The sequence below is a fragment of the Lichenibacterium dinghuense genome, from assembly GCF_021730615.1.
GTDB classification, from domain to species: Bacteria; Pseudomonadota; Alphaproteobacteria; order Rhizobiales; family Beijerinckiaceae; genus Lichenihabitans; species Lichenihabitans dinghuensis.
Genome location: NZ_JAJLMN010000001.1, coordinates 1,231,820 through 1,245,613 on the forward strand (window position 1 = coordinate 1,231,820; position 13,794 = coordinate 1,245,613).

The window sequence follows — 13,794 nt, forward strand, 5'->3', positions numbered from 1 at the left end:
CCCGGAGGCCGACCGCGGCGTGGCTGAGGCCTTGGGGCGACGGGGTGCCCACGGCGGTCATCATGGCTTCGACGGAGGCGACGGCGGCGGGATCGTTGTCGACCGCCGCCGCGGCGTGGCCGTCGCCGGCGAAGCTCATGGTAAGATGTCGAGGCAGCCGGCCGAGGACTCGGCCGAACAGAGCAAGGGCGAGGAGCACCGATTGATCGAACCGGCAGACCGACCGAGTGACGTCCCCCAGCGCTTCGCATCCCTCACAGCCACCGGGGTCTTCGACCCGTGCTGGTACCGCGACGAGTACCTCGGCGGGTCGGGATGGGCAGGAACGCCCGAAGATCACTTCAAAACCGAAGGCGCATGGCGGGGTCATCGGCCGAACCGATTCTTCGACACTCGGCACTACCTCGATGCCTTCCCGGCCTTGCGCCGATCCGGCCTGGATCCGCTCACGCATTATCTCGCGCAGGGGGAGCAGGAGGGCGCGCGCCCGAACCCCGAATTCGATCCCGTCTGGTACGCCGCCACCTATCCGTCGCACCATATCAACGCGTGGGGACCTTTCGCGCATTTCTGCGCTCACGGATGGCGGCTGGGACTCTCGACCCACGCCGGGCAGGTCGATCCCACGGAACAGATCGTCTGCAAGATGCGGGCCGACGGCCTGTTCGATCCCGACCTCTACCGTCGCCTCAATCCGGACATCGCCGCGGCCGGCATCGATCCCCTCCGCCACTACGTCGATCACGGCAGCCGCGAAGGGCGGCAGCCCCATCCGCTGTTCGACGTCGGTTTCTACCTCGATCAGATCTCGCCGAAGAACGGCGATGAGGACAACGTCGTCTGGCATTACGCGAGGGTCGGTTCGGCGTTGAACATCAATCCCAACACTTGGTTCGACAACGCATGGTACAAGCGCAAATACGGGGCGACCATGCGCCCCCACGAGACGCCCGTGTCACACTTCATGCGCGTCGGCGGCTACGCGACCAACCCATCTCTCTTCTTCGACGCCATCCGATACCGGCGTTCCCACCACGCCTCGACATCGCGCCTCGATCCTTTGTCGGACTTCATGCTCGACGGGATGGACGCTGGCCGGCCGGCCCACCCCGTCGAGGACGACGCGATCGCTCGGCTCAAGGCCTCGGCGGTGCGGATGACCTGCATCAAGCAGGGATCTTCTCTGGGTGCTCGGCCGACCGCCTTGTTCGTCACCTTCGCGGCCCGGGGGCGCATCAAGAGCCATGTTCCTCACTATGCCGACGCCATGCGGCAGCAGGGGATCGACGTGGTTCTCATCGTGGCCGCCCCGGAACGTACGACAGTGCTGCCGCCCGACCTGATCGACAGCTGCGCCGCCGTTTACCTGCGCGAGAACTCGGGCTTCGACTTCGCAGCCTGGGCTCATGTGATCGATCGGATCCCAGAAGTCTTGGAATCTCCCGTCCTTTACCTGACGAATGACAGCATCGTCGGCCCCGTCGATCGTATCACGTTCAAAAACCTGATCGAAAGCATCTCTGCGAGCGACGAGGACATCGTCGGCCTGACAGACAACAGATTCTACGCGTGGCATCTTCAGAGCTTTTTCCTGGCGATCAAGAAGCGCTGCCTGACATCTGACGCATTCCGGTCCTTTTGGCGCGACGTTGTGAACAGAACGAACAAGGATGCCGTGATCCGATCTTACGAAATCACGCTCACGGCACGGCTCGTGGCCGCGGGCTTCTCCGCCAAGCCGATCTTTCCCATGACGACCCGCCACGCCTTCGAAGGCAACCGCACCATCCTGAACTGGAAGCAGCTGCTCCAGGCCGGCATGCCTTTCGTGAAGGCCTCTTTGCTGATCGGCGAGCACAGGGGAGCCGAGGCCGCTGTGCGGGCAGCGCTGGACGGACGAGGCTACGACACGTCTCGCTTCGATGCGACCTTCGAATTCGAAGGACAGCTGATCGCGGCGTCTCTCGACGAAGATCAGGCTGAGTGAGCGCGATCGATGGGGCGCGCTTCACCATCCGCTTCGGCGCGACCCGCCGGGCGCGGAGCCGACGATCACGTGCGAAGGGTCCGATGAGAGGCGCCGGTGCCTCGAGGCATTCGGCTGATGCCTCCTGAGCTCGGCCGAGATGGTGGGGGCTGGAGCGGTTCACATGAAGGGTGTGGGATCGTCGTCGGTGCTCGCGATGGAGCGTTCGATGGTGGCCACGAGACCGTCGACACACTGGAACACGTCGCGTCGGGAGGCCTGTCGGGCCAGCTTGGACAAGAAGCCCTCGACGGCATCGAGCCAGGAGCACGATCCGAGCGCGCAAGGTGTGGGTGCGAGGCCGCTGCCGGTCGCCGGCGAACCGGCGCAGGGCGTGTCGGGTCTGCGCCTTCAGCACGACGGATACGGCCTCGAACACGCCAACAGGCTCGCACATCCCAAACTCGATGCGAATCACTCGATGGGTTGAGAGCACAAGTGAGTCGATCACGAGAAACATCGTGAAATGAATTGTCGCGTTCGCGATCACAGGATCGATCACCCAGTGATGAATTACAATCTGGATACACTCACTCGAATCGATCGATATGCGACATCCGTCCTCCAACCTTCACGGGACTACCCGGTTTCTGTAGATCGTTGACTTCGCACCTGATCATCGGTCTGAGCGGAACCGATCGACGATGGAACTGTGGGCGGTCGTCCGATCCACCCGGCGCGGCTGATCTACCGTCCGGAAATCGATGATCCGGGCGCGATCGCAGTTGCATCGCTCTGAAGGCTGAGTAACTTGAGCGTGTCGACGCGGGAGGGGGCGATGAACGTGAGGGGGGGTCGAAGCTCCGCCGCGGCCTACGTGGCATCCACCCTCCTCGCGATGGCGATGTCGCCCGCCGAGGCGGCCTCGCGCCCCTTCATGGCGCAGGCTCAGGCCATCTTCGACGGCCTGCCGGCGCGGGACCGCAACGAAGTGTTCTTGGAGTTGATGGCCACCGGGGACTTCAACGCCATGGCGTCGAACGACTTCAGCGGCCGTCTCTATGACGCGACGGGCAGCTTCCAAGCCGACCACGACATCGCTCCGACGGGCGTCCTCACGCCGGAGACGCGCCGGGCGCTGAGCGTCGTCGGGGGACGCATCTTCAACAGCTGGGGCTTCGAGTTCCTGGACCACCCGTTCGCACCCGCCTCGGTGGTCGTGCCCGGCAACTTCGGGCTGTCCCGGTCGCCGACTCGGAACGGCTTCGCTCTGGAAAACCGCAAGCGCACGATCAGCATCGACTTCTCGTTCTTCGCGGACGGCGAGATGACGCTCAGCGCCGTTCTCGACAACCTGACCCGACCGGCCGCGGATCGGCACGTCGACATGAAGGTGATCCGCCCGACGTTCTTGGCCGTCGCGAGCGGAACGGACACGCTGTCCAGCTACTCGCGCTACATCGTCGTGCGGGGCGGGATCTCGGGCTTCACACTCTCCTGGAACAGGAATGCATTCCCGAACGCGTCACGCCTCGCCGTGGTCATGGCCAACGAGCTCTATCCCCGGCACATGGTGTCCGACTCCGGCCGACAGGCCGACATCTTCGATGCCCTGCCGGGCGCCTCCGACGCCGCCGATCCGCAAACCTTCCCGGACGCCGTGGCGTTCTCCGGGGCCACGCCGACCAACGCCGGCGCGGACACCGTGAGCCAAGCGATCCTTCAGGCGAATCAGGATGCCCGGCGCCGGGCCGCGCAGGAGGAGGCCGACCGTCAGGCCAAGACGGAGGCGGACCGGCTCGTCCGTCAGGCCGAGGCGGATCGCAGGGCCAAGGCCGAGCAGCAGGCCAGCGCCGTGCAGAGCGCGACCGAGCTCTGCAGGCAGGCTTCCGAACGGTCCGCCGTGATCAGCGCCTGCTCGGTCGTGATCGGCCTGTCGAGCGACCCGAGGCTGCTGGAGCGGGCTTACAATCGCAGGGGGATGGCCGAGGAGCAGACCGGGGATTTTAATCTGGCCGCAGCCGATTATTCCAGCGTCATCCGCATCAATCCGAAGATCGCCGGGTATTACGACAACCGCATGCGCGCCTACAAGGGTGCCGGCCGCCTGGATCTCGCGCTGCAGGATGCCAACACCGCGGTCGCCATGGCTCCCACCTACGCGTTCCCGCTATATGGCCGCGGAGCCGTGTATGTCGCGAAGGGTGATTTCGGCTCGGCCGTGCGGGATTTCTCGGCCGTGCTCGCGATCAACGGCAACGACGCGTCGACCCACGTCGAGCGGGGGCGGGCCCTGGTGAGGATGGGCGACGTCGAAGGGGGGTTGCGGGACTTCGAGGCGGCCCACGCGATCGACCCGGGCAACGAACCCGCGCTGCGGGAACGGGGGATCGCCTACGCGCGGCTCGGCCGGCGGGTCGAAGCCCGGTCGGACCTGGCCGCGGCCGTCGCGGCCGCACCGGCGGATGCCGAGGCCGGGAACGCCCTGCGCCAGCTCGACGGTTCGGACGCCGCCGCCGAGGTGGCGCAGCCGGACGGGGGCGGCATCGGCGGGAGCCTCCTGGCAGAGGTCCGGCCGGACCGAGGCGGGGCCACGCCGGCCGACGTCGCGACGCCGCCGCGCCAGCTCGACGGTTCGGCCGCGTCCTTCGAAGGCGCGCAGCCGGAGGGCGGCGGTGTCGGCGGAAGCCTCGACGCGCCCGAGGCCAATGTCGCGACGGCCGGACCGCGACCCGCGCGGATCCCGTGAGCGGTGGTCCAGCCCGGTCCATGCGCGCCGCGCAAACCCGCTCGGTGAGACCGGACGGCGTGTGGAGCCGGGCCCGAAGAGCGCAGCGTGCGGACGGGAAGGCCGGATTCAGCCCCTCTCGGGGATACACCTCAACGACGTGGCGGCTGGCAGCATCCGACGAGCCGCTCCGCGATCCAGCCTCGCTCGCCCGATCCCAACTGCACGAGCTTCCAGCCCGGCACACGACCGACCACGAGAAAGAGGGTACCGTCGTGGACCTTGGTCAGGCGTTGCGCGTCGCCCCTCGGCTCGGCCTTGAGCGCCGCCCAGCCGTCCGGTTGGGTGTTGATCGGATAGGAATAGATGGCTGGCGCGGAGCCGACGGACTGTCCGACGGGAGCTTGCGGATCGATTTTCCGAGGCTTCCCCGTGGAGCCCGGCCCCGGCTGGACCCGCCGAGAGCTGGTCTCCGGGGCGACCAGGCTGCCGCCGACCCCGCCCCCTTCCTGCTGCGCCAGCGCTGAGGGGACACCGGGGGTGAGGATGGCGAGCGAGCAGGTGACGAGGACAGCGTACCGCATGTGGCACCTCGAATCGTCCGCCGCGGGCTGAAGCACGGCACGTCGAGCCCCGCACTTCCTACCACAGAGGATTGCCGCGCGCAGCACACGGCTGTTGCGACATCGGCGCACAAAGTTCACACCTTTGCAGAATAAATTTCTATCCATAACAGCGTCTTATCATCGATTTTCCTCGCATCGTCACGTCTCTCTGAATTGGAAAATCTATGATTATCGTAAGTCGACTTGTTTGATTTTCAAACATTTTTTACATCGGATAGTTTTATCTCGCTTTACAACTCCTCCTCAGAGCCGAAAGTACTATCGCTTCATCGGCCCAGTCAACTTGTGCAAACACCGTCATAGGGCAGAGTTTCCCCGGAGGAGTGCGACGACCGGTTGCCACTGTCGGCCCACTCCGTATGATGGGGGACCATCCCTGCGCGCGGCGTCTTCGGAAGCGCACCCCGCCGTCCCACATCTGGGGACCAGACATGCCTCCTGCTTCGTCGAGTTTCACGGGTCGCCAGGGGTCGGACGTCGCGCCGGGACGGGGTCGGCAGCGTTGGCGGCCTTCGGCATCGGCCCTCGCCGGCGCGGAGATCCTCGCAGCGGCGGTGCCGAGCAGAAAGCTGCTCCTCCGCCTTTCAATTGTCCTCGCCTCCTTGGTGGCAGGCTCGGTCCTGCGACCCGACCGCACCCTGGCGACTCCTGCCGACCACCGTTTCGCGCTCGTCGTCGGCAACAATCATTACAGCCACCTCGAAGCGGACCGGCAACTCGTGAAGGCCGTCAACGATGCCACCGCCGTGGGCGATGCGCTCGAGCGGGACGGGTTCAAGGTCCTGCGCGGCACGGACCTCACGCGATCTCAGATCGTCGACAAGCTTTACGAACTCAGCGCGCTCATCCATCCCGGCGACACCGCGTTGTTCTACTTCGCAGGGCACGGCATCGCGCTCGGGAGCGGCAACTACGTCGTGCCGTCGGACATCCCCGACATCGAGCAGGGGCAGGAACAGCGCCTCGCCAATCAGGCCATGTCTGAGGCGGACATCATCGCCGCCCTCCAGGAGAACAGGCCGCGGGTGACCGTGATGATCCTCGACTCGTGCCGCGACAACCCGTTCAGGAAGCCGGGCCTGCGCTCGGTCGGGCTCATTCGGGGCTTCGCCCACCCACCGGAGGCGACCGGGGTGTTCTCCCTGTATTCCGCCGGCTACGGCCAGTCGGCTCTGGACCGGCTGTCCGACGCGGACCCGGATCCCAACTCGGTGTTCACGCGCGTGCTCCTGCCCCTGCTGACGCGCCCGGGCCTGAACCTCGACGATCTGGCCTACGAGGTTCGGGAGAACGTGTCCCAGCTCGCCGCCACGACGCCTGATCACCACCCGCAGACGCCGGCCTCGTACAACGAGATCACCGGAGGGCGGGTTTATCTGGCTCCCACGGACGAGGGCTCGGCTCCCCGGATCGATGCCCCCACGCCGGAACGGCCTGCCGATACGCCCTCGAAGCCGGCCCCGGCCGCCCAGCCGGCCGCCGCCCAGGTGGCGAGCCTCGAAGCTTCCCCGAACCGGACCGTCTCCGACCCCATCTACCTGCGCGAGATCGGGGATCGCCTGTTCGACCAGGGCTTCGATCCGGGGGACGCGGATTCTGCCGCCATGGTGTCGGCGATCCAGGGCTTCGAGGGCCGTGCGGGCCTGCCGCGCACCGACCGACCGACGCCGCAGTTGCTGGATGCCCTGCGCAACACCAGACCACCTTCCCCTTGGGGGGCGATCGCGTTCGGCCCCCGCGCGAAGCGCTTCGGGCTGACATGGGACAAGCCGAGCCGGCGCGAGGCCCTCTCACAGGCGCGGAAGCATTGCGGGGCCGTCGACTGCACCCAGGTCGTGAGCTACTCCGGCAAGCAGTGCGGTGCTCTGGCGGCGTCGTCGGTGTCGTATTTCATGGCTTGGCGCGACGACATGGACCACGCGCGCGAGGAAGCGCTCAAACAGTGCGGGGCGCGCGGGATCGCCTGTCGCGTCGTCGACGCGGTCTGCGCGGACGGTTCCGGCCGCAGGGCGGAGCTGAAACCGCAGTGACGCTGACATCCGTCTGCGGCCTCGACCAGACGACGATGAACTCACTGCTCCCCAGCCGCATGATGAACACGGCTCACGACCAGAATTCGGTGACGCCGGCGCACGATAGACCCTAGGAACACCTCCCCTTTGAGCTCTAAACGTGCAAACAACGACGTGTCATTTACCATCGAAAAGGCGGTAGACCGGATAAAATAAATTCGTTCGATGAAATATCCTCGTATGTCTTCACCGGAAACCTATGCACCCTGATTCAACCCGATCATAGACGATATCGGGGGAGATGCCCTGTCACGGTCGGATCAGGATCGGGCCACAAACTGCTTGCCGTGACAGAGACGGCGTGGCACGTTCATCTCTCTTCAAGTGTTTGCTTCGATCTTTTCCGATCATTCATCGAACGGAGTCGCCGGCCGCAATCTGCGGGCACCGTTTACAGGGTCGACCCTGGTGCCCCCCGCCCTTCCCGCCGCCAGGCTGATGCCCCTCATCACCAGAGGTCGGCATGGGGACTGCGCGTGACGAGACGAGCGGCGACCGGAAACCGTCCGCCGGGGGCTCACGATGACAGACAGACCTTTCCCGACTGCGCTCGCGGCCATCTGCATCGTCGCCGGCCTGTGCCTGACAGCCTCAGCGTCGGCGCAAGAGCTGACGGTGGATCGCATCAGGCAGGCGTTGTCGCCCGCGGCGCCTTTGACGCGGAGCCTGTCCGCGCACAGGCCCGAAGCCGGCGACGACAACTCCGGGTTCGTCGATTCCTTGCGGAACAGGCCGGCGACATCCTTCACGGGCGACGACCGCGCCAAGCTGGCGACCTTCAAGGCCGACAAACCGTCCATCGACCTCGTGCTGCAGTTCGACTTCAACTCGGACGCGCTGCGTGGCCAGGCGATGAAGACCGCGGTCATGCTCGGCGAAGCGATCTCGAGCCCCGAGTTCAGGGGCCGGACCTTCCTGATCGCCGGCTACACGGACGCGAAGGGCAGCGACCAGTTCAACCAGGCTCTGTCGGAGCGCCGCGCCGCGTCCGTGCGGGCCTTCCTGATCCAGCGCTACCACGTGCCACCGTCGGACCTGATCGCGGTGGGCTATGGCAAGACCGACCTCAAGGACCCCGCCGACCCGACGGCGGCCATCAACCGGCGCGTCCAGGCTGTGAACCTGCTGCCGACCAGAAGCGCGGCGAAGTGAGCGATCGCGCGCCCCCGCGCGGTCGCGCTCGCCGGGCCGCGTGCGGTGCCGCGCTGGCGTCGGTCGTGGGCGGGGCGCTCGCCTGTGCGGCCTCCGCGGCGCCCATCGAGAGGCCCTCGATCGGCCCGATGAGGGTCGCGAAGGCCTGCATCACCGAAACCGTCCGCGTGACCGGCTTCGCGGTCGCCCGTGGCGAACGTCGCCTCGCCCTGCCGATGCCCGGCTACCGGATCAGCGAGGTCCTGGTGAGCGAGGGGGACGCCGTCGCGGCGAGCCAGGATCTCATACGGGCCGTGCCGACCGACCCGGGCCCGGCCGCGACCGCCGCACCCGCGGTCCTGCGCGCGCCGGCGGCCGGCACCGTCACCCAACTCGCCGCGGCCGCGGGGGACCTCACGGGTGCCGCATCGGCGGGCCAGCCCCTGCTCACGATCACCACCGACGCCGCCATCGACGTCGTCGTCGACGTGCCGAGCCCCTTCGCGGCGCGCATCCGGAGGGGCGCGGGCGCCCGCGTGCGCGGCCTCCACGGCGCCGACGCCGGTGCCACGGTCAAGGACCCCGTGAGCACGGTGAACCCGGCAACGCAGCTGGGCCAGGCTCGCGTCGCGGTCGACGCCGCGTCCCACCTCAGGCCCGGGCAGTTCGCGAGCGTCAGGATCGAGGTCGGGCGGGAATGCAGGGTCACGATCCCGCAGGCGGCCGTCACGCTGAAGGACGGCGTCGCCAGCGTGCAGGTGCTCGACGGCGCGACGCTGGAAAGGCGAACGATCGTGACGGGTCTGTCGGACGACACCGACGTCCAGGTCCGCGAAGGCCTGTCCGAGGGCGACGTCGTGGTGGCTTCGGCGGGGTCGGGCGTCGAAGGCCTGCCCGCGGACGCCCTTTCCGGCCCGCCCGCCGCGCCAGCGAAGCCGTGACAGCGCGAGGCCCCCGTGATCCGCGCGTCGGCAAGGTCGTGAGGTCGGCATGGCGCTGAACGTTTCGTCGCTCGCGATCAGGCGGCCCCTGCCCTCGATCGTCTTCTCGATCGTGCTGCTGCTGCTCGGCTGGTCGAGCTTCCTCCGCCTCCCCGTCACGCGCCTGCCGAGCGCCGACATCCCCCTGATCTCCGTCGTGGTCAGCCAGTTCGGCGCCGCCCCGGCCGAGATCGAGGCGCAGGTCACGCGGACGGTGGAGGACGGCGTGTCGAGCGTCGAGGGCGTCCGCCATATCTCGTCCTCGATCACGGACGGGCTGTCGGTCACGACCATCGCGTTCCGCCTGGAAACCAACACGGACCGGGCGTTGAACGACGTCAAGGACGCGGTGACGCGCGTCCGGGCGAGCCTGCCGCGCAGCGCGGAGGAGCCGCTCATCCAGCGCGTCGACGTCGTGGGGCTGCCGATCGTCACCTATGCGGCGGTGGCGCCGGACAAGACCCCGGCCCAGATCTCGGCCTTCATGGACGAGGTGGTGAAGCGCTCGCTGCAGGACGTGAAGGGCGTCGGCCAGGTGGACCTCATCGGCGGGGTGACGCGCGAGATCCTGGTCGCGCTCGACCCCTACCGGCTGCAGGCCTTCGGGCTGAGCGCCGTCGACGTCAGCCGGCGCCTGCGCGGCACCAACGTGACGGTGACCGGGGGGCGGGCCGCCATCGGGGGGCGGGACGAGGCGATCCGCACGCTCGCCTCCGCGCCCACGCTGGACGCGCTGGCCAGCACCATGGTGACTCTGCCGTCCGGCGGCGAGGTCCGCCTCAAGGACCTCGGCGGGGTGACGGACTCCATCGCTGAGCGCCGGTCCTTCGCCCGGCTGGACGGAAACGCCGTCGTGGCGGTCGGGGTCAAGCGGGCGCAGGGCGCGAGCGACGTCGTCGTGGCCGACGCCGTCCGCCGGCGCATCGACCTCATCAGGGCCGAGCACCCGGACTTCGACCTTCGGCTCATCGACACCTCGGTCGACTTCACCGTCGGCAACTACGACGCCGCGATCGAGACCCTGTTCGAGGGCGCGATCCTGGCCGTGGTGATCGTGTTCCTGTTCCTGCGGGACATCCGGGCCACCGTCATCGTGGCCCTGTCGCTGCCCCTGTCGATCATGCCCGCGTTCTGGGCCATGGACGTGCTGGGGTTCTCGCTGAACCTCGTGAGCTTCCTCGCCATCACCCTGTCTACCGGCATCCTGGTCGACGACTCGATCGTCGAGATCGAGAACATCGTGCGGCACATGCGGATGGGCAAGCCGGCCCTCCAGGCTGCCTCGGATGCCGCCGACGAGATCGGCCTCGCCGTGATCGCGATCAGCCTCACCATCATCGCCATCTTCACGCCCGCCAGCTTCATGTCCGGCATCGCCGGCCAGTTCTTCAAGCAGTTCGGCATCACGGTCGCGGTGCAGGTGCTGTTCTCGCTGCTGGCCGCCCGCTTCGTCACGCCCATGCTGGCCGCGTACCTGATGAAGCCCCATCGCGCCGTGGAGGCCCGTCAAGGGCCGGTTCTGCGCGCCTACACGCGCCTCGCCTCGGCCTCAGTGCGCCACTACCCCATCACGCTGCTGGTCGGCCTCGGGATCTTCGCGGCGTCGATCGCGAGCATCGGCCTGCTCTCCAAGGGGTTCCTGCCGGCCCAGGACACGTCGCGCTCGGTCATGGGCGTCGAGCTGCCGCCCGGGTCGGAGCTGGCCTATACCGAGAAGGTCACGGGAGACGTCACGGCCGCCATCCGAGGCCTGCCCGAGGTCCGCGACGTCTTCGTGAACGGCGGCCGCCTGCCGCAGGGCAACATCGACGAGCGGCGCGCCACGATCATCGTCAACTACGCGCCGAAGCGGGACCGCCGCCTCAGCCAGCGCGCGCTCGAACGCGAGATCGACCTCCGCCTGCGCAAGATCCCCGACATCCGGCACTTCTTCGTCGACGAGAACGGCCTCCGGGCCATCTCCTACGTGGTGCGAGGGCCCGACCCGCGCATCGTCGCCAATGTGGCGGACGAACTCGTCGATCAGGCGCGGCGGATCGACGGCGTCGGAAACGTGATCGCCGGCACGGCGCTGGAGCGGCCGGAGCTCGTCATCGAGCCGCACCTGGACCTGTCGGCCCGGCTCGGCGTCATGCCGGAGATGCTGGCCGAGACCGTCCGCGTCGCCACCATCGGGGACGTGGGTCCCGCGCTGCCCAAGTTCGACGCGGGCGGCGCTCTGGTGCCCATCCGCGTGCAGCTCGACGACCGCGCCCGGAACGACCTCGCCGTGCTCCGGTCCCTGCGGGTTCCGGCGGGCGCGGGCGGCAGCGTGCCGCTCGCAGCCGTCGCCGACCTGTCGCCTCGCCAGGGGCCCACCAACATCACGCGCTACGACCGGCAGCGCCAGGCCACCGTGGAGGCGGATCTCGTCGGCGACGCCGCGCTCGGCGACGCGCTGAAGAGCGTCGCCGCCCTGCCTGTCATGCGCTCGCTTCCTCCCGGCACGGTGGTGGACCAAGGCGGCGACGCCGAAAGCCTCAACGAGCTATCGGCCGGTTTCGCGCACGCCCTCAGCGCCGGCCTCATGATGGTCTACGCCGTGCTGGTGCTGCTGTTCGGCAGCTTCCTGCAGCCCCTGACGGTGCTGTTCTCCCTGCCCCTGTCCCTGGGCGGTGCCGTGATCGCGCTGATGGTCACCGGCCAGCAGCTCACGACGCCGGTCTGGATCGGCATCCTGATGCTCATGGGCATCGTGACCAAGAACGCCATCATGCTGATCGAGTTCGCGATCGAGGCCATGCGCGACGGCACGCCCCGCGCGGCGGCGATCGTCGAGGCCGGGCAGAAGCGCGCCCGACCCATCGTGATGACCACGGTCGCCATGGTGGCCGGGATGCTGCCGAGCGCCCTCGCCTTCGGCATCGGCGGGGAGTTCCGCTCGCCGATGGCGATCGCGGTGATCGGCGGGCTGGTGTTCTCGACCCTGCTGTCCCTGGTCTTCGTCCCGTCGGTGTTCATGGCGGTCTGCGCCCTGTCCGACGGCCTCCTCTGGCTGGGCCGCGCCGTCGCGGGAGGCGCGCGCGGCCGCCAGGGCCGGGCCGGGCCGGCGATCGACGGCCGGGTCGAGGGCGCCTCCGATCCGGTCTAGCGTCGCCGCCGCGAGCGACGAATTGCAGTTTCCCGCTCGTGGCCTGCTCTATTCCGCGCCCGGCTCGACGAGGATCGGGCTCACCTCCTCCCCGTCGCGCAGGAACGGGCCGGCGCGCACCACCACGACGTCGCGCTCCTTGAGGCCGGAGACGATCTCCACCTCGGTCCCGGACGCCAGCCCCACGCTCACGCGGCGGGCCTGCACCTGCCGGCCCACGACGACCTGCACGACGGTGCCGTCGGGCGGGTACAGGACGGCGGACGACGGCACGCCGACGCCGCAGCGCCGCCCCACCACGATGCGGCCGTGCGCGAAGGTTCCGACGCGGACCTCGTGCCCCCCGCTGATCGCGACGCGGAGGCGGCCGAGCTGCGAGCCGGGGCTGACGGCCGGCAGGATCGCCTGAACGGTCCCGGACAGGTCCGGCGATCCGAGCGGCGTCACGGTCACGGGCTGCCCGACCGCGGCCTTGAGGAGGTCGGCCGCGGTCGCCTCGGCCTGCAGGTCGAGGTCGCCGCCGGCGATGATCCGGAACAGGGGCTGGCGCGGGGAGGCCGGGGCGCCGGGGCTCGCGTCGCTGACCTCGACGATGCCCGCCACCGGGCTGCGCACCGCCTCCGGGGCCGCGTTGCCCTGTCCCTCGGCCGGGACGAGCCGAGCCAGGATCTGCCCGGGGGTCACCTCGTCGCGCACATCGACCAGCGTCTGCCCGACTTGCAGCCCGTCGCGATCCGGGCCGGCGCCGACCTCCCGCCGCGGCACCACCGTGCCCGAAACGTCGACGCGATCCTCGAAGCACAGGGTCCGCGCCGGCGTCACGCTGACCGCCATGCCGGACAGGCGGTCAGGGTCGGGGGGTTCAGCCCCGCTCGGCACGACCGACGCGAGCAGGCCGGCCACCCCCAGGACGGCGGCGGCGAGCTCGCGGATCCCCCCGCTCCGCACGACCCGAGTGGATGCGGTTCTCGCGCGGGATCGATCGGCGGACCCGCCTGCCGCGAACCTGTGTGCCACAGCGCGTCCTCCCAGCCCTGGCCCGTCCCGCCGCTGTCATGGCTTCACCGCGAGCTCATGAACGGGCTCGCCTTTCGGGCGAGACATCGCTCAACCGCAGATAGATCTCCGAGCCTTCCGGTCCGTCGCCCGGCGGACATCTCG

Annotated in this window: 9 protein-coding genes; 7 read left to right on the plus strand and 2 right to left on the minus strand. The window is 68.6% G+C overall.

What is annotated here, in order from left to right; all coding sequences use genetic code 11:
* Nucleotides 1-19: 19 nt before the first annotated feature.
* From L7N97_RS30160 to L7N97_RS05910, 3 genes are all read left to right on the plus strand, one after another.
* On the plus strand, nucleotides 20-1,987 hold the full coding sequence (locus L7N97_RS30160; RefSeq protein ID WP_237477412.1) for a rhamnan synthesis F family protein: 1,968 nt from the start codon (nucleotides 20-22) through the stop codon (nucleotides 1,985-1,987).
* Nucleotides 1,988-2,258: 271 nt separating this feature from the next.
* Complete coding sequence (locus L7N97_RS05905; RefSeq protein WP_237477413.1) at nucleotides 2,259-2,456, plus strand: hypothetical protein; 198 nt, start codon at nucleotides 2,259-2,261, stop codon at nucleotides 2,454-2,456.
* Between the two features lie 348 nt (nucleotides 2,457-2,804).
* Nucleotides 2,805-4,715, plus strand: coding sequence for a tetratricopeptide repeat protein (locus L7N97_RS05910; protein ID WP_237477414.1), 1,911 nt, complete (start codon nucleotides 2,805-2,807; stop codon nucleotides 4,713-4,715).
* Between the two features lie 131 nt (nucleotides 4,716-4,846).
* Here L7N97_RS05910 and L7N97_RS05915 read toward each other — a convergent pair whose 3' ends face one another.
* On the minus strand, nucleotides 4,847-5,278 hold the full coding sequence (locus tag L7N97_RS05915; RefSeq protein WP_237477415.1) for an SH3 domain-containing protein: 432 nt from the start codon (nucleotides 5,276-5,278) through the stop codon (nucleotides 4,847-4,849).
* Between the two features lie 596 nt (nucleotides 5,279-5,874).
* Between L7N97_RS05915 and L7N97_RS05920 the strand changes: the two genes are divergently transcribed.
* The 4 genes from L7N97_RS05920 (at nucleotide 5,875) to L7N97_RS05935 (ending at nucleotide 12,633) form a co-directional block, all read left to right on the plus strand.
* Complete coding sequence (locus L7N97_RS05920; RefSeq protein ID WP_237477416.1) at nucleotides 5,875-7,350, plus strand: caspase family protein; 1,476 nt, start codon at nucleotides 5,875-5,877, stop codon at nucleotides 7,348-7,350.
* A gap of 762 nt (nucleotides 7,351-8,112) precedes the next feature.
* Nucleotides 8,113-8,544 (plus strand): OmpA family protein, encoded by a 432-nt coding sequence (locus L7N97_RS05925; protein ID WP_237477417.1) that lies wholly within the window; start codon nucleotides 8,113-8,115, stop codon nucleotides 8,542-8,544.
* A 128-nt stretch (nucleotides 8,545-8,672) separates the two neighbouring features.
* Nucleotides 8,673-9,464: a permuted SH3 domain-containing protein gene (locus L7N97_RS05930; protein WP_237477418.1), complete on the plus strand. Its 792-nt coding sequence runs from the start codon at nucleotides 8,673-8,675 to the stop codon at nucleotides 9,462-9,464.
* Between the two features lie 49 nt (nucleotides 9,465-9,513).
* Nucleotides 9,514-12,633, plus strand: a complete 3,120-nt coding sequence (locus tag L7N97_RS05935) for an efflux RND transporter permease subunit (protein WP_237477419.1) — start codon at nucleotides 9,514-9,516, stop codon at nucleotides 12,631-12,633.
* A gap of 48 nt (nucleotides 12,634-12,681) precedes the next feature.
* Here the strand turns inward: L7N97_RS05935 and L7N97_RS05940 are convergent, their stop codons facing one another.
* Complete coding sequence (locus tag L7N97_RS05940; protein WP_237477420.1) at nucleotides 12,682-13,581, minus strand: efflux RND transporter periplasmic adaptor subunit; 900 nt, start codon at nucleotides 13,579-13,581, stop codon at nucleotides 12,682-12,684.
* Nucleotides 13,582-13,794: the final 213 nt, after the last annotated feature.